This is a genomic window from Gammaproteobacteria bacterium, from assembly GCA_013214945.1.
Taxonomy (GTDB): domain Bacteria; phylum Pseudomonadota; class Gammaproteobacteria; order Enterobacterales; family Psychrobiaceae; genus Psychrobium.
In genome coordinates, this window is record JABSRT010000001.1 from 130,421 (window position 1) to 155,804 (window position 25,384).

General features: G+C 43.3%; 24 protein-coding genes, 2 tRNA genes and 1 pseudogene. 12 read left to right on the forward strand and 15 right to left on the reverse strand.

Annotated features, from left to right (window positions below):
• Nucleotides 1–175 precede the first annotated feature (175 nt).
• The 9 genes from nth to HRU23_00655 form a co-directional block, all read right to left on the reverse strand.
• Nucleotides 176–808 carry an endonuclease III gene (nth, locus tag HRU23_00615; GenBank protein ID NRA52632.1) on the reverse strand — a complete coding sequence of 211 codons (633 nt, stop codon included), beginning with the start codon at nt 806–808 and terminating at the stop codon, nt 176–178.
• Between the two features lie 7 nt (nt 809–815).
• Nucleotides 816–1,505: an electron transport complex subunit E gene (locus tag HRU23_00620; protein NRA52633.1), complete on the reverse strand. Its 690-nt coding sequence runs from the start codon at nt 1,503–1,505 to the stop codon at nt 816–818.
• Entirely contained in the window at nt 1,502–2,137 is a 636-nt protein-coding gene (gene rsxG, locus HRU23_00625; GenBank protein ID NRA52634.1) for an electron transport complex subunit RsxG, read from the reverse strand. The genes HRU23_00620 and rsxG overlap by 4 nt, the downstream gene beginning before the upstream one ends.
• The gene (gene rsxD / locus HRU23_00630; GenBank protein ID NRA52635.1) at nt 2,130–3,191 is read right to left on the reverse strand and encodes an electron transport complex subunit RsxD; all 1,062 of its coding nucleotides are present in this window, start codon (nt 3,189–3,191) and stop codon (nt 2,130–2,132) included. The genes rsxG and rsxD overlap by 8 nt, the downstream gene beginning before the upstream one ends.
• Before the next feature lie 12 nt (nt 3,192–3,203).
• Nucleotides 3,204–5,603 carry an electron transport complex subunit RsxC gene (rsxC, locus tag HRU23_00635; GenBank protein ID NRA52636.1) on the reverse strand — a complete coding sequence of 800 codons (2,400 nt, stop codon included), beginning with the start codon at nt 5,601–5,603 and terminating at the stop codon, nt 3,204–3,206.
• Between the two features lies 1 nt (nt 5,604).
• Entirely contained in the window at nt 5,605–6,162 is a 558-nt protein-coding gene (gene rsxB / locus HRU23_00640; GenBank protein ID NRA52637.1) for an electron transport complex subunit RsxB, read from the reverse strand.
• Between the two features lies 1 nt (nt 6,163).
• Nucleotides 6,164–6,742, reverse strand: a complete 579-nt coding sequence (gene rsxA / locus HRU23_00645) for an electron transport complex subunit RsxA (protein NRA52638.1) — start codon at nt 6,740–6,742, stop codon at nt 6,164–6,166.
• 422 nt (nt 6,743–7,164) lie between these two features.
• A tRNA-Asn gene (locus tag HRU23_00650) sits at nt 7,165–7,240 on the reverse strand.
• A 158-nt stretch (nt 7,241–7,398) separates the two neighbouring features.
• Nucleotides 7,399–7,474: transfer RNA gene (locus HRU23_00655), tRNA-Asn, on the reverse strand.
• Between the two features lie 875 nt (nt 7,475–8,349).
• Between HRU23_00655 and HRU23_00660 the strand changes: the two genes are divergently transcribed.
• Together HRU23_00660 and uvrB are read left to right on the forward strand one after the other, a co-directional pair.
• Nucleotides 8,350–9,735 (forward strand): MATE family efflux transporter, encoded by a 1,386-nt coding sequence (locus HRU23_00660; protein ID NRA52639.1) that lies wholly within the window; start codon nt 8,350–8,352, stop codon nt 9,733–9,735.
• Nucleotides 9,726–11,717 carry an excinuclease ABC subunit UvrB gene (uvrB, locus tag HRU23_00665; GenBank protein NRA52640.1) on the forward strand — a complete coding sequence of 664 codons (1,992 nt, stop codon included), beginning with the start codon at nt 9,726–9,728 and terminating at the stop codon, nt 11,715–11,717. Before HRU23_00660 ends, uvrB begins: the two co-directional genes overlap by 10 nt.
• On the opposite strand, the gene rrtA is transcribed toward uvrB, so the two are convergent.
• Nucleotides 11,706–12,257, reverse strand: a complete 552-nt coding sequence (gene rrtA, locus HRU23_00670) for a rhombosortase (protein ID NRA52641.1) — start codon at nt 12,255–12,257, stop codon at nt 11,706–11,708. The genes uvrB and rrtA overlap by 12 nt on opposite strands.
• A gap of 155 nt (nt 12,258–12,412) precedes the next feature.
• Here rrtA and HRU23_00675 point away from each other — a divergent pair, with 155 nt between their 5' ends.
• Nucleotides 12,413–13,036, forward strand: a complete 624-nt coding sequence (locus tag HRU23_00675; GenBank protein ID NRA52642.1) for a DTW domain-containing protein — start codon at nt 12,413–12,415, stop codon at nt 13,034–13,036.
• 77 nt (nt 13,037–13,113) lie between these two features.
• Here HRU23_00675 and HRU23_00680 read toward each other — a convergent pair whose 3' ends face one another.
• Nucleotides 13,114–14,400: a CinA family nicotinamide mononucleotide deamidase-related protein gene (locus HRU23_00680; protein ID NRA52643.1), complete on the reverse strand. Its 1,287-nt coding sequence runs from the start codon at nt 14,398–14,400 to the stop codon at nt 13,114–13,116.
• A gap of 116 nt (nt 14,401–14,516) precedes the next feature.
• On the opposite strand from HRU23_00680, the gene HRU23_00685 reads away from it, so the two are divergent.
• From HRU23_00685 to HRU23_00705, 5 genes are all read left to right on the forward strand, one after another.
• A complete protein-coding gene (locus HRU23_00685) occupies nt 14,517–15,062 on the forward strand; it encodes a YaeQ family protein (GenBank protein ID NRA52644.1) in 546 nt (181 codons plus the stop codon).
• 138 nt (nt 15,063–15,200) lie between these two features.
• Nucleotides 15,201–15,536 (forward strand): 5-carboxymethyl-2-hydroxymuconate Delta-isomerase, encoded by a 336-nt coding sequence (locus HRU23_00690; GenBank protein NRA52645.1) that lies wholly within the window; start codon nt 15,201–15,203, stop codon nt 15,534–15,536.
• Between the two features lie 14 nt (nt 15,537–15,550).
• Nucleotides 15,551–16,783 carry a hypothetical protein gene (locus HRU23_00695; GenBank protein NRA52646.1) on the forward strand — a complete coding sequence of 411 codons (1,233 nt, stop codon included), beginning with the start codon at nt 15,551–15,553 and terminating at the stop codon, nt 16,781–16,783.
• A gap of 298 nt (nt 16,784–17,081) precedes the next feature.
• Nucleotides 17,082–17,300: a hypothetical protein gene (locus HRU23_00700; protein ID NRA52647.1), complete on the forward strand. Its 219-nt coding sequence runs from the start codon at nt 17,082–17,084 to the stop codon at nt 17,298–17,300.
• 31 nt (nt 17,301–17,331) lie between these two features.
• Nucleotides 17,332–17,556 (forward strand): hypothetical protein, encoded by a 225-nt coding sequence (locus tag HRU23_00705; GenBank protein ID NRA52648.1) that lies wholly within the window; start codon nt 17,332–17,334, stop codon nt 17,554–17,556.
• A 576-nt stretch (nt 17,557–18,132) separates the two neighbouring features.
• On the opposite strand, the gene HRU23_00710 is transcribed toward HRU23_00705, so the two are convergent.
• On the reverse strand, nt 18,133–18,723 hold the full coding sequence (locus tag HRU23_00710; protein NRA52649.1) for a LysE family translocator: 591 nt from the start codon (nt 18,721–18,723) through the stop codon (nt 18,133–18,135).
• Nucleotides 18,724–18,821: 98 nt separating this feature from the next.
• Between HRU23_00710 and HRU23_00715 the strand changes: the two genes are divergently transcribed.
• From HRU23_00715 to HRU23_00725, 3 genes are all read left to right on the forward strand, one after another.
• On the forward strand, nt 18,822–19,697 hold the full coding sequence (locus tag HRU23_00715; protein ID NRA52650.1) for a LysR family transcriptional regulator: 876 nt from the start codon (nt 18,822–18,824) through the stop codon (nt 19,695–19,697).
• Between the two features lie 137 nt (nt 19,698–19,834).
• The gene (locus HRU23_00720; protein NRA52651.1) at nt 19,835–20,413 is read left to right on the forward strand and encodes a DJ-1/PfpI family protein; all 579 of its coding nucleotides are present in this window, start codon (nt 19,835–19,837) and stop codon (nt 20,411–20,413) included.
• A 44-nt stretch (nt 20,414–20,457) separates the two neighbouring features.
• On the forward strand, nt 20,458–20,808 hold the full coding sequence (locus HRU23_00725) for a ribbon-helix-helix domain-containing protein (protein NRA52652.1): 351 nt from the start codon (nt 20,458–20,460) through the stop codon (nt 20,806–20,808).
• 54 nt (nt 20,809–20,862) lie between these two features.
• On the opposite strand, the gene HRU23_00730 is transcribed toward HRU23_00725, so the two are convergent.
• Entirely contained in the window at nt 20,863–21,492 is a 630-nt protein-coding gene (locus HRU23_00730; protein ID NRA52653.1) for a DUF2306 domain-containing protein, read from the reverse strand.
• 197 nt (nt 21,493–21,689) lie between these two features.
• Between HRU23_00730 and HRU23_00735 the strand changes: the two genes are divergently transcribed.
• Nucleotides 21,690–22,589, forward strand: coding sequence for a LysR family transcriptional regulator (locus HRU23_00735; protein ID NRA52654.1), 900 nt, complete (start codon nt 21,690–21,692; stop codon nt 22,587–22,589).
• Nucleotides 22,590–22,812: 223 nt separating this feature from the next.
• Here the strand turns inward: HRU23_00735 and HRU23_00740 are convergent, their stop codons facing one another.
• Together HRU23_00740 and HRU23_00745 are read right to left on the reverse strand one after the other, a co-directional pair.
• Nucleotides 22,813–23,799: a transposase gene (locus HRU23_00740; protein ID NRA52655.1), complete on the reverse strand. Its 987-nt coding sequence runs from the start codon at nt 23,797–23,799 to the stop codon at nt 22,813–22,815.
• 185 nt (nt 23,800–23,984) lie between these two features.
• A pseudogene (locus HRU23_00745) lies at nt 23,985–25,199 on the reverse strand (TRAP transporter large permease subunit).
• Between the last annotated feature and the right edge of the window lie 185 nt (nt 25,200–25,384).

Below are 25,384 nucleotides of genomic sequence, written 5' to 3' on the forward strand. Positions count from 1 at the left end.
TGGTGCTTAATTTCAACAGTTTGAGCAGCAGCTTTACCGTAATAAAAAAGAGTCAGGTTTATAAGCTGACTCTTTTATTGCTGGTGACAAAGTGCAGCAGCGATATCTTGAGATCAATTAATTGAAAACGATTTTTGCTGCCCGCCTGTTACGCTTGCCACCGCAAAATTGTGGGTTATTCGGTTTTGTCTTTAAACTCACACAGATCTTCAATAAGGCACGAACCACAGCGGGGTTTACGCGCGATACAGGTATAGCGACCGAGTAAAATAAGCCAATGGTGAACATCGACCATAAACTCTTTGGGGATCACTTTAAGTAATTTCTGTTCAACTAGGTCGACATTTTTACCCATAGCTAACTTGGTGCGATTCGACACGCGAAATATGTGGGTATCAACCGCAATGGTTGGCCAACCAAAGGCGGTGTTAAGCACGACATTGGCGGTTTTACGTCCGACACCGGGCAATGCTTCAAGCGCTTCACGATTCTGTGGTACTTCACTATTGTGTAAGTCGACTAACATTTGACAGGCTTTATGGACATTTTTAGCCTTTGAGTTATACAAACCAATAGTTTTTATGTAATCAGATAGGCCAGCAACCCCTAAATCGACAATGGCTTGGGGGGTATTGGCGACCGGAAATAACTTATCGGTCGCTTTATTGACACTAACATCCGTCGCTTGGGCTGAGAGTGTTACTGCTACTAGTAATTCAAAGGGCGAGCTAAAATTTAGTTCGGTTTCTGGGTGCGGGTTATCATCGCGTAAAATTTCTAAAATTTTCTGACGTTTTACTTTATTCATAATGGCATCACTTAATTCTAACGCGTTGTGGCTTTTCGACCACAGCAGGTGATTCAACGAAAGCCTCAACCCGTGAATTGAGTGAGTTTTTTAGCGCAATAATAAAGCCCATTGCGACAAACGCGCCCGGTGGCAGCATAATAAATAAAAATGATTGGTCAATTTCCAGCAACTCAATCCGCAGTGACACAGCCCAATCGCCAAGCAGTAGCTGTGCGCCATCAAACAAGGTGCCTTGACCTAATACTTCACGGATTGCGCCCAATAATACCAGCACGATGGTAAAACCTAGCCCCATGATGAAACCATCGAAAATAGAAGGTAACAATGAATTTTTTGAGGCAAAAGCTTCTGCGCGACCGATGATCACACAGTTGGTGACAATTAGTGGTAAGAAAATACCAAGCGACTGATAGAGCCCATGGGCGTAAGCGTTAAAAAGTAACTGAATACACGTCACAAAACCGGCAATAATCATCACAAAAATTGGGATCCGGATTTCTTTCGGTACCCATTGCCTAACCAGTGATACCGTGGCATTTGAGCCAATTAATACCGCCATGGTAGCAATGGCCATGCCTAGTGCATTAGTTAAGGTCGAGGTTACTGCCAGCAATGGACATAACCCAAGCAATTGCACCAAACCCGGGTTGTTTTTCCATAAACCCTGCCAAGTTAATTCTGCATATTGGTTCATGACAATTCTCCGCAACGTTGCTTGCTACTAAAGAGCGCTTGTTTGTTTAACTCAAAATAAATTTGGCTATTTTTTACTGCAGCAACAATCGCGCGAGGCGTAATAGTTGCACCAGTAAACTGATCAAATTGGCCACCATCTTTTTTTACTTGCCACAGTGGATCTTTATGACTGGTTATTTTAAGTTGATTAAAGGAGGTAATCCAGTCTGATTTTGCCCGTTCAATCTTGTCACCCAGCCCTGGGGTTTCTTGATGGGCTAAGGTTCTAACGCCTGTCACCATGCCATCGAATGTGATGCCGACCACCAAATAGATATTGCCGCTGTAGCCATTTGGCGCAATGGTTTCTATGGCGGCGGCAATAGGTTTTTGATCTTTAAAGGCTAAAAATGCCCGTTGTATTTTTTCACTGCCAAGGAACTGCTGAGATTGCGTTGGCACACACGCCATAAATAATTGATTGTTGTAGCTAGTAGGCTCAATGACTTGATCGAGCACTTTTAATAATTGTTTTTGCTCTTGGCGCGCTATTTCGTCTTTGGTTAGCAGTTCGGTAATAGCGACAACACTGGTTACAGCCAGCGCAAAACCAGCCAAAATCAGGCCATTTTTACTGATTATTTTATTCATTGTTACTGCCTCGGCCATAAGTGGTTGGTTTTGAATAGTAGTCAATTACTGGCACCGTCATATTGGCAAGTAATACGGCAAAAGCAAAAGCATCAGGGAAGCCACCAAACGTTCGGATGATATAGGTTAAAAAACCGATCATCAGGCCAAACAAGATCCGGCCTTTATTGCTGGTCGCCGCTGTTACCGGATCGGTTGCAATAAAGAATGCCCCAAGCATGGTCGCGCCGCTAAAAAGATGAAACAGTGGCGAACCATTGGCGTCAGGATCAAGTACGATACCAATTAATGAGCAAACCGCTAATGAGCCTAAAACCGCAACCGGAATATGCCAGCGAATAATCCCCATTTTTAGTAACACTAGGCCACCAAGCGCAAACGCAATGTTTACCCATTGCCAACCGACTCCGGCAATATTGTCAAAAATAGCTTTAGACTGACTTTCGCCACTGGTTAGCCCTAAAGTTAAATCTGTTTTTAGGGTATCAAGTGGGGTCGCCATTGTTACGCCGTCAAGGCCATGCCTTAATTCGTTTACGGTCAGCCCTGAGGTGGTGTAACCGGTCGCGATGGCTGAAATGTAGTCAGCAATACTCAGGCTAAACTGACTCAGTTCAAGTGGTACCAGCCAATTGGTCATCGCAACAGGAAATGAAATAAGTAACAAGACATAGCCAATCATTGCTGGGTTAAAGAGGTTAAAACCAAGGCCACCGTATAATTGTTTGGCGACAATGATCGCAAAGCTAGTGCCGATGATACCAATCCACCAAGGGGCTAGCGGCGGGATCGCAATGCCAATCAACAAACCTGTTAGCAGCGCGGTATTGTCACTCAGGTGGACCCGAATATTTTTATTTCGCAATTTTAAAATAGCGGCTTCACTGGCGATAGCGGTCGCAACACAAATGGCAATTTGAAAAAGCACACCGTAACCAAAAAAATAAACCAGCGCTAAGATCCCTGGCAAGGTCGCCAGAATAACATTTCGCATGATGCTGGCAGTGTTCGTATTGCCATGGCGGTGTGGTGACGGAGTCACTGATAAATACATAAAGCTTACCTGTTAAGTCTGGTCGAGGTTATTGTTGTGGTCAGTTTGCTGAGCGAGTTTCTTTGCTTTAGCTTTTGCAATGACTGCAGCTATCCGTGCTTTTTTGTCGTCGCTGGCCGCTGGATTCTGCGCACTAGCTTGCTCCGTTGTACCTATAGGCTCAGCAGGTAAATCAGGTGCTAGGGTTTTCGGCTGCTGCTCTGTTTGAGCGGCGGCTCTTTTTGCTTTAGCACGTGCTATTGCTGCGGCGACTCGGGCCTTTTGTGGATCTACCGCTGGCTCAACACTTGATTCAAGTTCGCTTGTTGTAACAGACAAGTCAGCTTCAGCTGTTTCTACTGGTTGTGTATCAGCCTGCGCGGCGGCTCTTTTTGCTTTAGCACGTGCTATTGCTGCGGCGACACGAGCTTTTTGTGGATCTATTGCTGGCTCAGCACTTGGCTCGAGTATCGGCTCAACATTTGACTCAAGTTCGTTTGTTGATTTGACTGATAAGTCAGCTTCAATTGTTTCTACTGGCTGTGTATCGGCTTGCGCAGCAGCTTTCTTTGCTTTAGCACGCGCTATTGCCGCAGCGACGCGAGCCTTTTTAGGATCTTCTTCTGCTGCGCCGCTACTGGCTAACTCTGATTGCTCAGGCTGGGCTTGAGATTTTTTTGCTTTAGCGCGGGCAATGGCCGCTGCTACTCGATCTTTTTGAGCATTGCCAGTTGATGGCGCTGCATCTGAATGGTTTGTAGCTGTTACGGGTGCAGGGCTGTCGCTAGTTGGCACGGCTTGCTGACCTGGCTGTTGCGCTTTTTTAGCCTTTGCACGCGCAATGGCTTGGGCAACCCGGTCTTTGCCACTATCGCTCGGGGCGTCGGTTTGCTGCGCTGCAGCCTTTTTGGCTTTCACTCGGGCTAACGCGGCGGCAACAGCATCGCCTGCAGAGGTTTTAGCCATTGCTTGCTGCCGTGCTTCCGCTGCTTTTTTGCTGCGCTGCGCTCGTTCTTCTTTGTCGCGTTCTAATCGTAGGTTACGTTGCTCAAAACGCTCTTTAGCGCGGTCTGCTTGACGTTTATCTTCGTTAGTTTGACGTATTTCAGCCTTGGCAACGCGATAATACTGGACCAAAGGAATAGCACTAGGGCAGACAAAGGCACAGGCACCACATTCAATACAGTCGAACAGGTCATGATCGAGTAATTTGGCTTGATCTTGATCTTTGGCATACCACTGTAATTGCTGCGGTAACAAATTAGCCGGACAAACCTGCTCGCAATCGCCACAGCGAATACAGTTTTGCTCCGGTGGCGGCTCTGGCAGTTCATGTTTACTTGCGGCAATGACGCAATTGGTTGATTTAACCACCGGAGCATCAATATGGTGCAAAGCAAAGCCCATCATTGGGCCGCCAATAATTATTTTTTGCTGAGGCTGGGCTTTAAACTCAGCGTGTTTTAACAAAGTTTCAATCGGCGTACCAATAAGAACTTCGTAATTGCCCGGCTTATTGACTAAATCACCCGTGACGGTAACTATTCGTGATAGTAAGGGAATATCTGCTAACACGGCTTGGGCTACCGCGTAACTTGTGGCAACATTTTGCATCACAATGCCGATATCGGCGGGAATTTTACCGCTAGGCACCTGTTTGCTGGTGAGCATTTCAATCAGCTGCTTTTCACCACCGGCCGGGTAAATAGTCGCAATTGAGCGAACAATAATCGTGAGTCGGTCTGCTACCTTTTTAACGGCTTGCTTAAGCGCGGCTATTGCCAGTGGCTTATTATCTTCAATCGCAATAATGACCCGTTGTGGCGACAATAGTTTGTGCATTATTTCGATGCCAGCGACGATGCTATCGCTACGCTCTTGCATCAATAAATCATCAGCGGTGATATAGGGCTCACATTCGGCGCCATTGATAATTAAAAAATCAATCGCGGCTGTGGCTGCTAGTTTTACCGCGGTCGGGAAACTAGCACCGCCCAAGCCGGTAATGCCTGACAGTTGTATTCTTTCCAGTAATACCGACTTGTCGTCGTTCAATGTTAGCGGCTGTTGCTCACGCCATTGCTCGAGCTTATCAGGGGTTAAAATAATGGTTGAGGCTTGAATGCCCGACGCGTGGGTATTATTGTGCAACCTGATGTCGCTGATGGTACCAGAGGTTGGCGCGATAATGGCCGCCGAAATAAAGCCGTCTTGCTTCGCCAGCAATTGTCCTTTTGTGACATAGTCACCTGCAGCCACCACTGGGATAGCTGCTTGGCCAATATGTTGTGACAAAGATAAAAATAATTGCTGGGGCAGCGGCAATTCACTAATGCTGACTTTGTGCGTTAATTTTTTGCGTGTTGGTGGTTTTATACCGCCATGGAACTGCCACAATTGTCCGTCATCGACTAGGTTAAGGATTGTTTTCAAGTCAAGACTCCAACTGCTTTACGGGGATAGCATTTAATTGCCAGTTCCAATTTTTCGGGGTAGTAGCGACTGGGCGCATTTCAATGCAGTCAACCGGGCAGGGCTCAACACACAGATCGCAGCCTGTACATTCATCGGCTATTACCGTGTGCATTTGCTTGGTGGTGCCTAAAATGGCATCAACCGGACAGGCTTGGATACATTTAGTGCAGCCAATACAGTCATCTTCAATGATAAAGGCCACGGTTTTTACTGGGGCCGCTTCATCACTATTTTTTTCAGGAACTGGCACCCCCATTAAATCGGCTATTTGCACTATGGTCGCCTGACCACCGGGTGCACATTTATCAATAGCTTCACCGTTTGCAACGGCTTCGGCATAAGGTCGACAGCCGGGGTGACCACATTGTCCACATTGAGTTTGCGGTAAAATAAGGTCAATTTTTTGAGCAACAGGATCTTCTTTTACTTTAAATTTTATGGAAGCAAAACCAAGTAGGGCACCAAAAATTAGCGCTAAGACAGTTAAAACCACAATGGCAATTAATAAAAATTCCATCTTACTTCACCAACCCGGTGAAACCTGCAAAGGCAAGCGACATTAATCCGGCCGTGATCATTGCAATAGACGCGCCCCTAAAAGGCAGTGGCACATCAGCTGCTGCTATGCGTTCACGCATCGCAGAGAACATGATGAGCACTAACGAGAACCCGAGTGCCGCGCCAAAGCCATAAACAATCGAATCGACAAAGTTATGTTGTTCATTAACATTGAGTAAGGCTACGCCGAGCACTGCGCAATTAGTGGTGATAAGCGGTAGAAAGATCCCGAGCATGCGATAAAGCGTTGGACTGGTTTTTCTAACGACCATTTCAGTAAATTGCACGACAACCGCAATGACCAAAATGAAACTCAAGGTCCGTAAATATTCAAGCCCAAACGGTGCCAGCAGGTATTCGTTAACGAGATAGCTGCATAATGACGCAACGGTCATCACAAATGTGGTTGCCATAGACATGCCAATGGCCGATTCCAACTTACTTGAAACCCCCATGAAAGGGCACAAGCCAAGGAATTTGACTAAGACAAAGTTATTAACCAGCACCGTGCTAATTAACAGTAAAAGATACTCGACCATTGTAGATTTGTTTTTTATAAAATTATGGCGCTATTATCCGCGTTTCTTGCGCTGGAAACAACCACATATAGTGAAGGGAGTTAACAAATTGATGAAACAAATTGGTGCACAGGTCAGATAAAAGAGCTGGTCGTAGTTTGGGCGTTAAAATTTACAAAAAAGTTACATTTATCAAAGATTTTAGCTAATTTAGAATTTGTTATTAAGCGATCTATAAAGCAGTAATCAGGGGGATATTATTTTTAATGGCGATTAATTTTGTCGAGGATTGATATTTGCATAGCGAGCAGTACTAGAGGCATTACTTAATCGTTAAAAGGTGATGAAGATACAGATAAAGATAGTGGACTTCTTTAGATGTTATTTATTTACGATTGCGGGATTTTATACGAGAAAATTATTACAGGAGGGTGTTTTGAAATTGGCTCCCCGAGCTGGACTCGAACCAGCGACATACGGATTAACAGTCCGGCGTTCTACCAACTGAACTATCAGGGAACTACAAAGTATTTAAGTTAATCTTACAAACTATTGATAATTAATTCATAAATAACCTAGGTTATCGATAAACGTCAAAATCAATCCCAAACAAGATACTACTTAAAATATGTATTTTCAATATCTTATATAATATACAGATATTAAAATCTAGATTTTGGCTCCCCGAGCTGGACTCGAACCAGCGACATACGGATTAACAGTCCGGCGTTCTACCAACTGAACTATCGGGGAATCATTTTTCATCATCCAATCTAATACATAGATGTTTTACCATCAGGACTGTCAGGGATAACTTGTCCACTTCTAAGGTTAATACAATACTTAAGCATTACTGCCGTCCGTGCTGCTGTTGAACCTTTGTCTGTAAGACGGAGCGCATATTAAAGTCTTGATTGATAACTGTCAACAGGCTAATTTCAAAAAAGTCACTGTTTGGCTGACACTTAAGCAATTAGTTGCATTACTAGCCAATAAAACACGAAATAGTCTATTTTTTAGCCTTAAGTTTTTAACGCTAGTTAAATAAACCCTGTTTAAGTAATTTTTTGACACTTAACTAATGGCCAAAGTTTAGAATTAGCGAGATCAAAAGTGATACTTACCATTTATCCAATGAGTCTCGCTGATTATACAATAGTATATTGCTCTAGATATTGCGTTGGGAAACTATCTCATAACAAAAAACAAATGAAATGGTGATAGTTAGCTAAATTGATATAAAAGAAATTTTATACCGACTTAATCAAAATATTAGTTGTAATAGCGAAGCACTGATAATTAAAGGGCTGAGCATAGTTATCCACTAAATCTGTGGATAACTATGTTCATGGAAATTTATAAGCGCGGCTAAGCCAGTGCCCATGCGGCTTGGCGATGATATAGTTGTTTTTTGTACAGGTGATGTTTTTCTTTAAAATTCAACAGGTTAATTTGTGTCAATCGGCCTGGGTAACAAGTCCAAAAACAATAATTAGATAGGCTGTTATTTATTCAAAAAATGAATAGAATAAAGTCAAATTTTGCGGGGTTAAGCTTGGCTTGATTGTTCATTGTTATTGGTCTTTCTGTTAAAATTTACATTCTAGCCATTATAAGTTGCGAGCAATATGAATTCTTCGGTGTTATTAACCGGTCCAGTTAAACCTACCTTGAAAAATATGACTATCCCGATGATGTTCGGTTTAATGATGTTAATGTCATTTAATTTAGTCGACACGTTCTTTGTTAGTTTACTTGGCACGCAAGCGTTAGCTGCTTTTAGTTTTACCTTCCCGGTGACTTTTATTATCATTAGCTTGGCAATTGGCCTTGGTGTCGGTGTATCGGCTGTCGTTGCAATAACCTTGGGCCAAAAGGATAAAGCTAATGCTCGTCAACATGCAACGGTAGCCCTGATTTTGTCGATGGTGCTTATCTATGGCGTTGCATTATTAGTATGGTCGGTGTTAACACCAATCTTCACGGCGTTGGGTGCCACGCCAGCGCACATTACTTTAATTAGTTTATATATGACGCCTTGGTTATTGGGTAGTGTTTTTGTGATCATGCCAATGGTTGGTAACTCGGTGATGCGCGCGTCAGGTGATACTAAAACGCCGGCGAAAGTGATGGCACTGGGCGCGTTAATTAATGCGTTACTCGACCCGCTATTAATATTTGGTTATGGCCCCATTGCGCCAATGGGTATTACAGGGGCTGCACTGGCCAGCATTATTGCAAGTATCGTTAGCTGCATCTTAGTTTTCTATCGCCTGACCACCACCTATAACATGCTAGGTTGGGGCTATTCGCTAGCGCAAAGCATAGATTCTGCCAAAAAGGTGTTAGTGATAGCTTTACCTGCAGCGGCTTCTAATATGATGACCCCGATTGCCACCAGTATCGTGACCGCGATGGTCGCTTCTTATGGTAGCGAAGCGGTGGCGGCATTTGGGGTTGGCAGCAGGGTTGAATCATTTGCGCTTATTTTCGTCTTGGCACTGTCGATGTCTTTGCCACCTTTTATTAGCCAAAACTATGGGGCAGGGCAATATAACCGCGTAAAACTAGGGTACAATACCAGCGTTAAATTTGTACTGTGGTGGCAATTATTGGTCTATTTAATATTAATGCTTAGTGCGCAGCCGATTGCCCAGTTATTTGCTGATGATCCTAAAGTTATTGAAATAATTGTCAGCTACCTGATGATTGTACCGATAACCCATGGCTTAATTGGCGTCACCATATTGAGTAACTCATCCTTTAATGCGCTTCATAAACCATTGTCTGCCCTTAAACTCAATATTATCCGATTGTTTGTGTTGTTGGTGCCTTTTGTTTATATTGGCGGTCAAATCAATGGTATAACGGGTCTTTTTGTTGGCGTAGCACTAGCATGTGGTTTTTCTGGCATCATCGCTTATGCGACATTGTCACGCCAGCTTGCACGTTGTCACCAATCACTGCCAGACACCACTAACGACATAGTATCGATAAATGAGAAATCAGCGTGACCTTTAAATTACATTCGCAGTTTAAACCAGCGGGCGATCAGCCCACTGCCATTGCCCAGTTAATAGATGGCCTTGAGTCGGGTCTGGCTCACCAAACATTACTGGGGGTGACTGGCTCGGGTAAAACCTACACCATGGCTAATGTTATTGCTCACACTGGGCGCCCGACCTTAATTTTGGCACCTAATAAGACGTTAGCCGCGCAACTGTATGGTGAAATGAAAGAATTTTTTCCTGAAAATGCGGTTGAGTATTTTGTTTCTTATTATGATTATTACCAGCCCGAAGCCTATATGCCGGCTAGTGATACCTTTATTGAGAAAGATGCCGCGGTTAATGCCCATATCGAACAAATGCGATTATCAGCGACTAAGGCACTCATTGAGCGTAAAGATGTTGTGTTGATTGCCTCGGTATCTGCCATTTATGGTTTGGGCGACCCAGAATCCTACATGAAAATGTTATTGCATTTCCGCGTGGGTGAGGTCATGGAACAACGGAGTATTTTACGCCGCTTAGCCGAATTGCAATACAAGCGTAATGATGTTGATTTTGCGCGGGGCACTTTTAGAGTCCGTGGTGAAGTGTTAGATGTGTTCCCCGCTGACTCTGACAAGCTTGCGATGCGCGTAGAGATGTTTGACGATGAAGTTGAGCGAATTTCATTGTTTGATCCGCTCACTGGCGCGGTTGAACGAACGGTTGCCCGCTTTACGGTTTATCCCAAAACTCACTATGTGACACCGCGCGAAAAAATTCTGGCGGCGGTTGAGCACATCAAAACCGAATTGGCTGAGCGCCAAGGGCAGCTCCGCAGTTTAAATAAAGCGATTGAATTACAGCGGATCACTGAGCGGGTTAGTTATGACATCGAAATGATGAATGAACTAGGTTATTGCTCGGGCGTTGAAAACTATTCGCGCTATTTATCAGGTCGGGCACCGGGCGAGCCGCCACCAACCTTAATTGATTACTTGCCAAGTGACGGGCTGTTAATTATTGATGAATCGCACGTCACCGTGCCACAAATAGGCGCGATGTATAAAGGCGACAGATCGCGCAAAGAGAATCTGGTGCAATACGGCTTTAGACTACCGTCTGCACTTGATAATAGGCCCTTAAAATTCGAAGAATTTGAAGCGATTTCGCCGCAAACAATTTATGTCTCAGCAACGCCAAGCGATTATGAAATGAACAAGTCTAATGGCGAAGTCGCGCGTCAAGTTGTTCGACCAACGGGTTTACTTGATCCTCAAATTGAAGTGCGACCGGTATCTACCCAGGTTGATGATTTACTTAGTGAAATACACCTTCGTGTCGCCCTTGACGAACGGGTGTTAGCCACAACACTGACTAAACGGATGGCGGAAGATTTAGCCGAATATCTCGATGATCATGGTGTACGGGCCCGTTATCTGCATTCCGATATCGACACGGTTGAGCGAATCGAAATAATCCGTGATCTACGTTTAGGCAAGTTTGATGTCTTAATCGGGATTAACTTGTTGCGAGAAGGTCTTGATATGCCCGAAGTCTCATTGGTGGCAATCCTCGACGCTGATAAAGAAGGCTTTTTACGCTCTGAGCGTTCGTTGATTCAAACTATTGGTCGTGCCGCGCGTAACCTAAACGGTCGCGCGATTTTATACGGTGATAAAATTACCAAATCAATGCAAAAGGCGATTGATTCGACCACTGCACGGCGTGAACTCCAGCATGAATACAACCTTGTACATGGCATTACTCCCAAAGGTCTCAATAAGAAAGTAACAGACATGCTCGATGTCGGTCAGAACGATGTGGTCGATAAAGTAGCCGATGTTACTGCGCAATATTTGACGTCATCAAACAAAGAACTGGAGCAACAAATTGCGAAATTTGAACAAGAAATGTTTGAGCATGCCCGCAATTTAGAATTTGAGGAAGCGGCTAAAATTCGTGACGATGTCGCCGCACTTAATGATTTATTGCTAACGCGCTAGGCTGCGACGATATAACCAATAAACCAAAAATATTGGCAGAGCGGCAATGGCGCCGTATAAATGGGCGTCAACCGCGACATTGGCATTAATCAGTTCGCTCATTTGTGCCGATGCACCTGAGGTTTGTTCATAGTAAATTTTGGCCGCGATAGCGCCGAGCAACAGGTAACTGGTTTTTATACCGTGGTCTATTTCACTTAAACAGCCAACCACGAATAAGCCATGTAGATAACCTGACAAACCGACGTAATAGGTGATGTCAGGGCTGAAAAAATACAACAACAGGCCGACACTGCTGGCATTAATTATGGTGAAACCGAGCAAACTTCGCGCACTGAAATATTGACCAAATAATAAATGTAACAAAACCAGACCCGCGAGGTTAAACAACAAATGCCAGCCGTTGGTGTGCAAAAAGTTTCCGGTGAGCAAGCGCCAGTATTGGCCATTGCTAATGAGTTCGTGATTAAATTCAAGTGCTGGTTGTACCATCGGCTGAAATAGCGCTAAAACCATTGCAATAACCATCAATGCACACATAGTGAGTCCTTGCGGCGTGAGTGTTTTTGCGAATAATAATTTGGACCGAACTGAAAATAACATCTTAATAAACCAACCCTTAGAAGATCTAATGCACTTAAACTTAGGTTACTATACTCACGAAAGCTGCAAAGCGTAAGCCGAGAACCCAATTAATGAATAAAAGAGCACGTTGTGCACACTGTTTACGAGCGCCAGTGGCGTGTTTTTGTCACACGATTAAGTCACTCGATAATCAGGTCAAGCTCGTTATATTACAGCACCCGAGCGAAGTGAAACATGCCAAAGGCACCGCGAAAATAGTCGAGCTGAGTTTAACTCATCGTCAAATTATGATCGGTGAAGATTTTAGCGCTAATGACGAATTTAACGCGTTATTTAATAATGACCAGCAGGTGCTGTTGTTATATCCACAAGACAACGCCATTAGTCCCCGTCAGTTGAAACAACAACTTGAGGCCGACAGCAGTGTTAAGTTAAGTCATATTACAATTATTGTGCTCGATGGCAGCTGGAAAAAGGCCTATAAAATATATTGCCTTAACCCGCTATTACAGTCATTGCCGTGTATTGGCATCACGCCGAGCGATCAAAGCAATTACCGAATTCGGAAATCGTCAAGAAGTGACAGCCTTTCAACTGTTGAAGCCTGTTATCAGTTACTGACTGAGTTAGAAGGTGATAGTTTGAACTTTGAACCACTGCTCAACACTTTCAATGTGATGGTTGAACAGCAGTTAAACTCGATGCCAGCTCAAGTTCGCTCTCGCTACGATTGATCTTGGCCGACATCGGTACTACGTTATTTCAGTCGTATTTTTAGTCGTTGCCCTGTATCAGGATAGTTGTTGCTGCGTTACTTTATTTGGCGTTGGACGACGTAGTAGGGGATGTCATTAATATTTAATACCAAGCGGCGAATTAAATCGAGCCCGACCGAGGCTACATATTGCTGAAAGGCGCGGCGCGGCATAGCAATGCACAAACCCAAGCTATGCATTTTTGAATTATCGCCCCAAGCAAGCCAGACGGTACCGACTGGCTTGTCATCACTGCCGCCGCTAGGGCCAGCAATGCCTGAAACTGCCACCACATAATCAGACTCGCTCATACTTAGCGCGCCTTGCGCCATTTCTAATACGACTTGTTCACTGACTGCGCCATGATCTAGTAATGTTTGCGGCGCTACTCCAATGACTTTTGATTTAATTTGGTTGGAATAGGTCACAAAACCGGCGTGGAACACGCCAGAACTACCAGCTACTTCAGTGATCAGCGACGACATTAAACCGCCAGTGCAAGACTCAGCAAAGGTCACTGTTTTATTTTTCTCAGCCAGCGCTGTTACTAACGCTTGGCCGAGGCTGGTTTTATTATCGCCAACCACATGGCCACCTAATAATTGTTTAACCTTGTGTTGCCAGTGTGCTTTATTACGATGACCTTGCTCGGAATCTGTGGTCAACTTTATTTCAATCAGTGGCATTGCGGCGCGAAACCCCAACTCGATATCATCAGGCCAATCAGCTAACTGGTTGCTTACTCGCTCTTGAATGGTTGACTCACCAATGCCAAATACCTGAAACTTTGTGACATCTGTGGTGCTGCTGAGATCAAACGTTTGAGATATTATAGGGCTGATTTGCTCGCTAAGCATGGTGCGTAGTTCATGAGGCACTCCAGGCGTGGTGTAAATAGCACAGCCGTTGAGCTGAACAATAAAACCTGGCGCGCTGCCCGTTTTATTGTCGATAATGTCACAGCCCTGAGGCAAAATAGCTTGTTTTTTGTTGGCTTGGTTAAGCGGATAACCGCGTTTTTCACACCATTGGCTCAATTGTTCGAGCGCCAGTGGGTGAACAACTAACGCGGTGTTGGCAGCCCCAGCTAATGCTTGGGCTGTCATGTCGTCAATGGTTGGCCCTAAGCCACCGTTAATAATTAAGATGTCAGCGCGGCGCGATTGGCTGATAATTTCTTCGGTCAGCAACGACAGATTGTCTTTTACCGTAACACGACGAGAAACTTCAAGCCCCAGCAAGCTAAGTTGTTGTGCGATCATTGCTGAGTTACTGTCGACAACATCACCAGACATTAATTCGTTGCCTGTCAGTAATAATTCAACCGTTAATTTTTTTGTCATTGATCTATGGCCCATGTTTTGCAAAATTAGCTTACGGATTAGGCTCAAGCAGTAAAAACCTAGACAGTAAACACAATTGGAGTAAGATAGCGCATTTGAAATACGAGTGTAACAAAATGGCACAAAAAGCAACAATTTATAAGGCAAATGTTAATGTTGCCGATATGGATAGAGAAGTCTATCTCGATCAAAGCCTGACGATTGCACTGCACCCATCTGAAACCCTGCAACGCATGATGTTACGTGTCGTTGCTTGGGCAGTTAATGCCAATGAACGACTAACGTTCACCAAAGGGCTGTGTGATGAAGACGAGCCTGACTTATGGCAAGTTAATTACAGCGACGAAATTGAATTATGGGTTGATCTTGGCACCCCAGATGAAAAACGAATCAAAAAATCCAGTGTGCGTGGTAAGCAAGCTGTTATCTATACCTACGGTGAAAATTCAGCTAAAAACTGGTGGAAGCAGCAAAAATCTACCGCCGCAAAATACAAAAACTTGTCAGTTTATTTCTTAGATGACGAATCGATGACTGCGTTGGCTAATGCGGCTGAGCGAACCATGAATTTACAATTTACAATTCAAGGTGGCGAGATTTGGTTAAACACTGAACAAGAAACGATTGCACTCACATTTGAAGCATGGCAGAGCCAAGACTAATTAACCTGCGGTGATTTACGGACAATGTGGCGGAGTATGCCGACTGATAACGGTTGACTGATAACAGCTGGCCAATAATAATATTTTGGATTGAACACCGATCGTCCAACGCCAGTTACTTCCACAGGAACGTTAGCCATGCCACATTGTATTATTGAACATTCGAATGATTTAGCACCGTTAAGCTTGCTTAAAGCGGTGTATGACGGGGCTAAAAAATCGCAATTATTTTCTGATGCCGACATAAAAACCAGAACCATTGGTTTTGATCATTATCAGTCAGGTCCTATTAAAGCGCCTTTTGTTCATATCACCGCTAAAATTTTATCTGGGCGCAGTTTAGAACAACGAACGATGTTAGCTAAATTGATATTAGCCGAGCTTGAAAAGTTAAGCTTAACAGCGACTTCATTAACGGTTGAAGTGCTTGACATAGAAAAATCATCTTATGCCAAAGTGGTCACTTCAGCTTAGAAAAGCGCGCTATCTTGCTTAAAAAGTCGTTGTTAATCATTATATTATTGCTGATTGCAGTAGCGGCTGCATTGCAGGTTGATGATAAGCTTAGCGCTGAGTCAACCAAGCTTATCAGCGCAATAGACCCAACGACAAGCAGTGAGGCTTTTCTCTTCTTAACGGGCATTTACGCCAGTGAAAACCAGCAGCCATCCGTTGTTGGACAAGCGATGTTCGATCAGTTCCAACGCGCGCAAACTGACGACTCATATCGGGTGGTGGCCTATCCAGACATTAACAAAATATCGCTGCCACAAGGCCCGCTTTTTTGTCAAACGTGGCAAGTGGGTTGTTTAGAGACTCTTTTTAATAGTGACAGTGATCTTAATAAGCTCTATAAACAGCATCAAATTTTGGTGCAGCGTGCCAATATATTTCATCGCTTTAGTGAATACACAACGCTGACTAAACCGACTATTTCAGAGCAATATCCAGCATATACATACCTTGCGACGGCAAGTCGTTTAACGGTACTTTTGGCGATATCAACCTACCAATCCGGTCAGGTTCAACCAGCGATTAATGCTTTATTCGTGCATTTAAAGGCACTTAGACACTCATTAGCCTTGCAAGATAACCTGATTGGCAAACTGGTGTTTTTAAGTAAACTGTCTGAAATACTCGATGTCGCAAGTATTATGCTTAACAATTCAAACGGTAATGGCAGCATCAAGCAGATTAATGCCTTGAGTGAAGCTGAAAAAGACTTTAGCTTGATTAGTGCCAGAGAATTCGCAATGACTTATTATACTTTCAAGCGATTAGACAAAAACCCAGATTTTTTTGAGCTTGGTGCTAATTTTCCGGGCTGGATCACCCGAATGCTTTACAAACCTAATATGTCAATTAACGCTACTGCACCATTTTTCACTCGGTTAGAGAGATTGGCCGCACTGACACCCGCCGAGTTTGCCATTGAAATAGCCAATAATCGCGAGGTGAGCCCATCGTCTTCTCGTGTTAGAAATTACATTGGTAATGTATTGGTGGCGATTTCGCCCAGTTTCGATAAATACGTGGCAAGGTTTATGGATTTTGAGGCAAAAATAGTGCTGTTTAACCAGCGCTATTTTTATCATGGCGATTTACATGACGCTAAAAATCCATTTTATAGTGACCAGACACCTAATATATATCGAGATCGGGTTTGCTTTAGCGGGCCATTAGTAGATCAACGGTCGATGAGATGTGTTGCCACATTGTAAATTTCTGTCTAAATTCTAATCTTAAAGTTAAATTCTAGTTCTAATTGGTTGAATGGCTAAAATTTAATAAGGTCCTGTTTTTAATCAACATAAAAAATTTAAAAGTAGTCAGAACAGCCAGCTATAAGGTACTATGGAAGCGTAGGTTAATAAACAAGCAGTTCGGGCAAAGAGAAGTACATGATTAGAAACTTTATGGTTTTGTTGATGTCAATTGTTCTATCGGGATGTGGTTCACCAAAATTAGAGCTTATCAGTGCGAATGGTACCACTTTAGCCTTTAGCCTTTGGCGACAGTTTGACCCTCGGTGTCGGAACCACCTCCGCCAATAGCTACCCTGTAACTCTTGAACAGCTCAGTGGAATTAGGGTTGTTAATGCTGGAGTATCAGGTGAGGTCAGCGATGGTGGGCTTAAAAGGTTATCAGGGGAACTCAAACAAAGTTCTGCCGATTTACTGATATTGATCCACGGTGGCAATGATATTTTAAGAAATATAAATCCTGATAAAATATAAAAAACATGTTGGAGCTAGCAAAGGCGTACCTGTGGCGCTGATTGGCATCCCACAGAAGAAGCTATTTTCTAATTCTGCGCCTTTTTATCAGGAAGGCGCCGATCAATATGACTTGGTTTTTGATGGCTCGCTTATTCGAAATTTACAGACCAGCCCCCAGTTAAAGTCGGACCATGTCCACTTCAATCAACAAGGGTATCGAAAAATGGCACAAGAGATTTATAAGCTATTACAAGATAATGGCGCGTTACGGTGATAAAGCTTAGTAAGGTGCTTAGTCGCGAAATTTTGTTCATTAAATGGACGTTTTAATTTATAAGAGTGGTGAAAAGTGAAATTGTTGTCAGTTATAATGGGAATAGTGACTTGTTTATTATTAAATGGCGAGTCGCTTACGATAATCAATCAAAATTGGGTTTTACTCTATGCTGAATTGACGAAATTTTTGTTTGGGATAAACGGCTTAAATGAAACTGTTGAAACTGTTTTTTTGATAGTGTGGGTACAGTTACCACTTCTTTTTCTATTCTCTGTATTTAGTACGTTGTTGATTTGCACGTTTGGAAGAACAAGGTATTATATCTATTCGTTTTTAACGACGACAATCTTGCTATTTTTTATCTTAAATAAGCTGCCAGTATTTAATTTTATATTAGAGCCGTTAGATGGTATGCGTTTCTACCATGTAATGGTAAATTTATTTTTATTCTTAATCCTATTTGTCTACTTAAGCGGCGTTCTTAACAAACATAAGAGTCGTCATATTTAGATTACAGATGCACGTTTGCTATTTTAGTCAGTTGGCTCCAGTCCTGGGCCATTTTACAGTAGATCAAATAACGCTCAAATAAATGGCGACAGCGCCAAGTGCTATGCCCATGAGTCGATTTATAATTTTAAGCTGTTTAGGCTGGGTTAGCAGCTTACTTATTTTTACCCCAACCAATGCCCAACAAGCGATGCCGCAATAACATACCATAAAGTAGATAGTCACAAATAAGCCCAAGGTCTCTGGAGAATTAGCGGCGTTAAATGCCGCAGACCCAGCCATACAGGCAACCCAAGCTTTAGGGTTTAACCACTGTAACAACAGCCCTTGTTTAAAGGTTGGCTTGGCCGCATAGTTTTTATTGATCTCGAGTTTTCCTGCGGATAAGAAAACATTAATACCCATATAGCCGATAAAGGCGCTACCTAAATACTTTAACGTATTAAAGACCAGTGAATACTCACTGGTTATCGTACTAAGCCCTAATCCAATGGTCGTTAATAACAACACAAAACCAACAGTGGCGCCGCTGATAAAGGGTAGGGTTCGTTTAAAACCATAATTAAGCCCACTCGATAAACAAATCAAGTTGACTGGCCCGGGCGAGATTGACATTGATAAAGAAAAAGCGAACATCGCAATAATAAGTGTCATAACAGCTTTCCAAATTTTTTTATTACTCTAGCTAATTGCTCTATGTACGACTAGCTGCTTTAATTGAAATTTATAATTCGATTAAATAGAACAATGTGATGATTAATGACTTAAAAGCCATGGCTATTTTTGCCGAAGTAATCAAAATGGGCTCTTTTAGAGCGGCCGCTAAAGAATTGAACTTAGCGCCATCGGTGGTGAGTTATCATATTTCACAACTAGAAAAACGGGTAGGTGTTGCATTAATTTATCGCTCAACTCGCCACTTATCAATGACTTGTCAAGGTGAGTTGTTTCATCGAAGTGTGGTTGAAATGTTAAGCGCTGCAAGGCAAGGCATTGAACAACTTGGTGGCGCGAGTGTTGAGCCAACAGGGCAGTTAAAAATATCTTTACCGTCGGCCTTAGCTAACTCTGCGCTTAATATAAAACTTGCGAAGTTTGCAAAGCGTTATCCGAAAATACGTTTAAGTTTATCTTTTAGTGATAACCGCGAAAATATCATTGAAAAAGGTATCGATATTGCTATTCGGGCTGGTGCTCTTGAAGACAGCAACCTTAAGTCTAAAAGTTTGGGTGAAATTAAACGCTTGCTAGTGTGCACTCCAGAATATTACAACCAACACGATCAACCCCAGCACATTGACGACTTAGCACACTGGCATTGGATTAAGCTGGCACAACTGCCCAATGTCCGAAAGTTTTATGATGCGAACAACCAAGTCAAAGAGCTAACTTTTTCGCATCAAGTGAGTGTTGATAATGTCAGTGCAATGAGCCAATTTTGTCAACTAGGGCTTGGCTTAGCAACGCTCGGCGACTATCAAGTCGAAGACTTAATAAAAAAGGGACAGTTGGTGCATATATTGCCACACTGGCGAGCGCAAGCTATACCATTAAACGCGTTGTGGGCTGGCAATGTACCCGCCACCAGTAACATAAAGCGGTTGTTAGACTTCTTAAAGCAGGACTAAGTAGTGTGATTTTATGGCGTTTACCAAAATTAGTTGCTGTGATGGTCGCTGTATTTTTGGCGATGTAGTAGCCAATTAATACCTAGTGGCAATCGTCCGTTGTTATATTGATCCAAATAATCACAAGGAGCACAGCAATGATAAATAAAAAAATACTGATGATTACTGGAGATTTTACCGAAGACTATGAAACTATGGTGCCATTTCAAACCTTGATTGCCATGGGGCATAGTGTTGATGCTGTTTGTCCCGACAAACGCAGCGGCGATACTGTAGCTACTTGCATTCACGATTTTGAAGGTGATCAAACTTACACCGAAAAGCGTGGTCATAACTTTACCTTAAATGCCAGTTTTGACGACATTGACCCGCAGCAGTACGACGCATTGGTGATCCCGGGCGGTAGAGCGCCAGAGTATCTGCGGTTGAATCCACAAGTTCTCACGATGGTCAGGCACTTTTTCACCAGCAACAAACCCGTTGCCGCGGTTTGTCATGGCGCGCAAATATTAACGGCCGCAGGAGTACTAGAAGGAAGAACTTGCTCGGCATATCCCGCCTGCGAACCTGAAATTACCCAAAGTGGCGCAAAGTATGCCAATATCGCTATCGACAGTGCAGTGACTGAGGGTAATCTTGTTACTGCACCAGCATGGCCTGCACACCCTGCATGGCTGGCACAATTTCAGCTGCTATTGCAAAAAACTGACGGCTAATACTCTGGCGGGGCGATACGTCCCGCCTCTTTATTGGGGATGATATGTGTAAGTTATTTATTGGTGCCGATGCTGACTTGTGGAGTTCAAGTACCAAGTCGCTTCGGATTGATGGCATGGTCACTAGTGTCCGGCTAGAGAACTATTTTTGGTTGGCACTGACTGAAATTGGTCACCGGGACCAGCTAAATATCCCGCAGTTACTGACTAAACTCTATCACGAATCTATCGATGCCGGACACGATTTGGGTAATTTTAGTTCCTTTTTACGCGTCTGTTGCATGCGTTATTTAACATTGCAGTTATCGGGCCAAATCCCCATCGATCCACAAGTGCCGCTATCAACACTGCCGGCGGATGAAATACTGCACAGCGAAATTAAAAGCCTGCACTAAGTATTAAACAAAGTCTTCAACAAGGGACAGGCATAACTATCTGTATTCTTCTTTCTAAATACTTGGCACAAGCCTATTCGTTAGTGCGCTATTTTTAGTGATAAAAAATAATTGTGCTACGAGTAAGTTTGGCAGCCAACATGCCCACGCTATATATGGGTATACGACCATGAAATCCATTTGCAAAGCCCCCAGAGTTATACCAAGATAAATCCGTAGCGTTATGCCTGCTAGAGTCAGGCTGAAATTACGCATCATCCAATTTCGGTGGCCAACTACATTGCCTTGTCGAATAGTTGAGTAAGCCATAAACCCGGTATATATCCATAAAACGGCCAGAGCGGCAAACCCCGTTTTAGCCAATAAACCGCCTTGGGCAATCGTTGCCATTTGTAATCCAGATAACCCACCTAGCAATACTGCTAATAGATATAAACGACCAGTAAATCGATGAAGTTTCAAATAACGGGAACGTAGCCAAGTGCTCATTTGAAAAACACCAAGAGTCAGAGCAATACCAGCACTGCTAAGGTGAATATAAGTTGCCACCGCGCCGCTCTCTAGCCGCTCTTTAATAAAAGGCGCCCCCATTTCAGGGATAAAGAACAGACTTACTGAATAACCCGAAACACCAATAGCAAACAGGAGCATTAAAAACCAAAGAGATCGTTTTGAAATTAACATATATATTTTTCCTTATTTCCTAGTCAGTAATTGGTTAAGCGATTGATTTTCGTTTAAGTTAAAAGGGGAAGAGCAAATATATCTGTGTTATAAACATTTAAATGATCTATCTTCATCGTTTTGTATTTGATCCCATGTAGTATGGGTATACATCTTTAAATATGGAAGTTGCGTTAGCTCATGATGGGTATACGAAAATGGATAGGGTAAGTTGGGAACAAATTCGGCATTTCTTAACGGTTGCAGAGTTAGGTAGCGTGTCTGCTGCAGCGAGGGAGTTAGGCATATCTCAGCCAACTTTGAGCCGGCATATTCAATTATTGGAACGCCAGACCAAGCTCAGCCTGTTCCAGCGCTCAACGACTGGATTGCGGCTAACCGATGCTGGGGCTGAGCTAGTAGAAACTGCACAGAAAATGTCGTTAGCGGCAGATCAATTTGATCGTCAGATCAAAGGTACCAGTACCGAATTTACTGGGGCAATAAGATTGAGTGCTACCCAGATCATGGCTGCGTATATTTTACCGCCGGCGTTAACCGCGTTTGGACAATTACATCCGAAGCTACAACTTGAAATTGACGTGAATAATTTTTCAACAAACCTCCATAAGAGAGACGCCGATATTGCTCTGCGAATGTTCAAGCCAAGCGAACCCGATTTAGTCTGTCGACGCTTGCCAGATATTCAACTCGGTTTTTATGCTCACAAATCCTATATTGAAAACTTCGGTATGCCTAAAAGTATAGAAGAACTGAAGAACCACAACCTTATTGGTTTTGATAAGAATCTCATCTTTATAAATCAAGCCGGTGATGCTGGCTTGGACATGTCTGCAGATGATTTTTCTTTACGTACTGATTGTTTTTTAACGCAACTAGGGTTAATGCGTGCAGGAGCTGGTATAGCTGTATGCCAAGTTCCAATTGGGGAACATTACACGGAACTGACACCAATATTAGCTGATTTTCAGCTACCCCCTTTAGAATGTTGGCTGGTGGCTCACCCCGATGTGCAAGTTAGCCGAGGTATAAAAGCGCTGATGACTTTTCTGGCAGACTGGTTTAACGAAGCCCCTTATCAACATTTGATACCTTAAAATGGATTTTTCAACAAGGGACAGCCATTACTAAATAGTTGATATACAAACAATGGTGCTGGTGGTAGATCTATCTGAACTAGCCCCTACGCGGTGCTATCTTACGAATTAGGCTCAAATCCATCTACTAGAATGCATTTATTAAGGTTGGACTAAATTTTGGATAAAGCGGAGCCTGAGATTACTCTCACCTTCTTGGGGTTTTTGTAATGAATTGCTTAGCTTAGCTGGGATGCTTACACCAGCTTTTACCGTGACTATGGGCAAAGTCACGTAAATGTTCAGTGGAGCCAGCAAAGCTGCCATACTGTCGTCTGAAATGTTTAACTGCTGTAATAAAGTCGTCTTCATCGATACCCAGTGTCGTCAATAATGTCGGTTCTTCTAGGTTGATATAACTCGATTTATTAGGAGCAACGTGGCGGCCACTCCAATCAACCAATTCAAAATAATCTCTATAGTTAAATGGAATAGCTTTGGTGTGATCGGTACCAGCAAAGGGTAGTAAAGTTTTGGGTTGAGCGGCTACAGTGATGTCATGGTTGTGCTTGGTTTGTTGTTTTTGATGGGATTTATATTGGGCAATTCGTTTTTGAATCGAAGTGAAGTCACTTTGAGATATATTTGATGAAATGCCCGCTCTAATAGGATTTAAATCAACATATGCCATGCAACTCAGCAGGGCTATATCATCAAGTAACGCCTGAGATTTAAAGCGGCCTTCCCAAAAACGCCCGGTGCATTTATCTTCTTTATTCGCTTGTCGAGCAATGTGTTCATTTAAGCACTTCATAAACCACGATATGTCGTAAAGCCTTGCTCGCCATAACTCAACTAGCTTTTTTACCGCGTTAAAATGAGCAGGGCTTATTTTATCCTCAGTTAAGTAGCGGTCTACTAATAAATGTCCATTAAACAATCGATACCAGCGATCGATTACTTCATCCATTGACCAAGTCTCAGCGGTAAACTTGTCTACTTGAAGCACCAGATGGTAGTGGTTGCTCATAACCGCATAAGCTGCGATATTAATTGAAAAAACATCAGATAAGGTGGTAAAGCGATCAACTAGCCACTGCCTACGATGATCAAAGTTTTTACCGCTAACATTATCATCTCCACATAAATAACTGCGACGAACACAACGGTTGATAACGTGATAAAAACTGGTGGCGGTTAAATCAATTTGAGAATGTCTTGCGCGGGTCATATATCACCTCAGCTAGTCGTATGTAGCACTGGAGAGTATAGGACATAGATGACTTTAATGCTTAAACGTGGTTCAATTACAGTTAAATCAATAATATAGTTATGGCTGTCCCCAGTTTACCTCCCAATTTTTAGTCAGAATTGATAACCACCTCCCGGTGGTTATCGTTATTTATCTCAGCGTATTTATTGCCACCACAGTGCCAACACGGGGAAGGTGACTAGCAATGTAAGTGCTAATACCTGCAAGCCGATAAAGGGCAACACAGCGCGGAAAATGTGAGCCAAGGTTACATCGGGTGGTGCGACACTCTTTAGGTAGAATGCGGCAGGGCCAAAGGGTGGAGTTAGAAATGATATTTGCATGTTCATCGAGAACACTACGCCAAACCAAATAGGGTCATAGCCTAGTTGAATAATGATAGGCACAAATACTGGCATGGTTAACAATGCGATGCCGACCCAATCGAGAAACAGGCCTAACAGGAACAAAATTGCCATCATCAACAATAGGATAGACAGTGGGCTACCGTCGCCAAAGTTAAGAATTAAATTCTCCACAAAGCGCATGCCACCCATCAAATTGTAGACTCCCACAATCATAGTCGCGCCGATGCCGATCCAGATTATCATGCCGCAAGTCCGTAAGGTCTGTTTGGCACTTTCACGCATCAGCTCCCAGTTGAGCTCGCCGCGGACCCAAGTGGAGATAGTGATCCCTGCTACACCAATGCCAGCGGCTTCTGTGACTGAGGCGATGCCTGCATAGATACTGCCCAAAACGGTGAAAGCCACCGCAACAGGCAAGGCGACGCCACTCATAATTTTCCATTTTTCGGCACTGCTCATCGATAATTCTTCTTCATCGGCAATGGGAGCAAGGCTTGGATCTAAATAACAGCGCACCAGAACGTAGATAACATAAAAAGATGCTAGTAAGAAACCCGGAACAAAAGAGGCCGTAAATAGGTCGCCAATAGAGACGTTGGCGATTAAGCCGTAGATAATCAATACGATCGAAGGGGGAACCATAGTGCCAAGAGCGCCACCGGCACAAACGACACCAATTGCAAGGTTACGGTTGTATCCCATGCGCAACATCTGTGGCAGTGCTAATAAACCCAGTAATACAGTTTCGCCGCCGATAATACCAGACATAGCGGCAAGGAACACAGCGACTACTAGGGTTTGAACAGCCACACCGCCGCGTATTTTACCGCCGACCAAGCGCATGGCATTAAACAGATCCCTAGCAATGCCAGATCGGTCAAGTATCGCAGCCATCAGAACAAACATGGGAACAGCGACAAAGACATAGGAGGTCGAAAAGCTGTAAATTCGGCTAATCAGCAGCGGAGTAGAGTGGGGGCCGATCCAAAAAACGGCAAAAAATACTGCAATTGGCATTGGTTGGATGGATGGTGTCAATGCTTAGATGCCGTGGAAAACGATCAAATATGTTGCTGTTCTACTATTTCCTGCTGCGCTTTTAAATGAAAGCGCAGCAGGAAGTAGAGCAACAGTCCACACAATTGACTATCGGGCAGTGGCATTACGCATTATCTGTAGCAATGCGATTTTTTTGA

Bases quoted from the DNA above. Each gene is read 5' to 3' on its own strand.
- HRU23_00730 (NRA52653.1), bottom strand. From the start codon at position 21,492: ATGTTAATTTCAAAACGATCTCTTTGGTTTTTAATGCTCCTGTTTGCT.
- HRU23_00660 (NRA52639.1), top strand. From the start codon at position 8,350: ATGAATTCTTCGGTGTTATTAACCGGTCCAGTTAAACCTACCTTGAAA.
- HRU23_00690 (NRA52645.1), top strand. From the start codon at position 15,201: ATGCCACATTGTATTATTGAACATTCGAATGATTTAGCACCGTTAAGC.
- HRU23_00740 (NRA52655.1), bottom strand. From the start codon at position 23,799: ATGACCCGCGCAAGACATTCTCAAATTGATTTAACCGCCACCAGTTTT.
- HRU23_00710 (NRA52649.1), bottom strand. From the start codon at position 18,723: ATGACACTTATTATTGCGATGTTCGCTTTTTCTTTATCAATGTCAATC.
- rsxB (NRA52637.1), bottom strand. From the start codon at position 6,162: ATGGAATTTTTATTAATTGCCATTGTGGTTTTAACTGTCTTAGCGCTA.
- nth (NRA52632.1), bottom strand. From the start codon at position 808: ATGAATAAAGTAAAACGTCAGAAAATTTTAGAAATTTTACGCGATGAT.
- HRU23_00680 (NRA52643.1), bottom strand. From the start codon at position 14,400: ATGACAAAAAAATTAACGGTTGAATTATTACTGACAGGCAACGAATTA.
- HRU23_00725 (NRA52652.1), top strand. From the start codon at position 20,458: ATGTGTAAGTTATTTATTGGTGCCGATGCTGACTTGTGGAGTTCAAGT.
- HRU23_00720 (NRA52651.1), top strand. From the start codon at position 19,835: ATGATAAATAAAAAAATACTGATGATTACTGGAGATTTTACCGAAGAC.
- HRU23_00675 (NRA52642.1), top strand. From the start codon at position 12,413: ATGAATAAAAGAGCACGTTGTGCACACTGTTTACGAGCGCCAGTGGCG.
- rrtA (NRA52641.1), bottom strand. From the start codon at position 12,257: ATGTGTGCATTGATGGTTATTGCAATGGTTTTAGCGCTATTTCAGCCG.
- rsxA (NRA52638.1), bottom strand. From the start codon at position 6,742: ATGGTCGAGTATCTTTTACTGTTAATTAGCACGGTGCTGGTTAATAAC.
- HRU23_00715 (NRA52650.1), top strand. From the start codon at position 18,822: ATGATTAATGACTTAAAAGCCATGGCTATTTTTGCCGAAGTAATCAAA.
- HRU23_00735 (NRA52654.1), top strand. From the start codon at position 21,690: ATGGATAGGGTAAGTTGGGAACAAATTCGGCATTTCTTAACGGTTGCA.
- rsxD (NRA52635.1), bottom strand. From the start codon at position 3,191: ATGTATTTATCAGTGACTCCGTCACCACACCGCCATGGCAATACGAAC.
- rsxG (NRA52634.1), bottom strand. From the start codon at position 2,137: ATGAATAAAATAATCAGTAAAAATGGCCTGATTTTGGCTGGTTTTGCG.
- HRU23_00685 (NRA52644.1), top strand. From the start codon at position 14,517: ATGGCACAAAAAGCAACAATTTATAAGGCAAATGTTAATGTTGCCGAT.
- HRU23_00620 (NRA52633.1), bottom strand. From the start codon at position 1,505: ATGAACCAATATGCAGAATTAACTTGGCAGGGTTTATGGAAAAACAAC.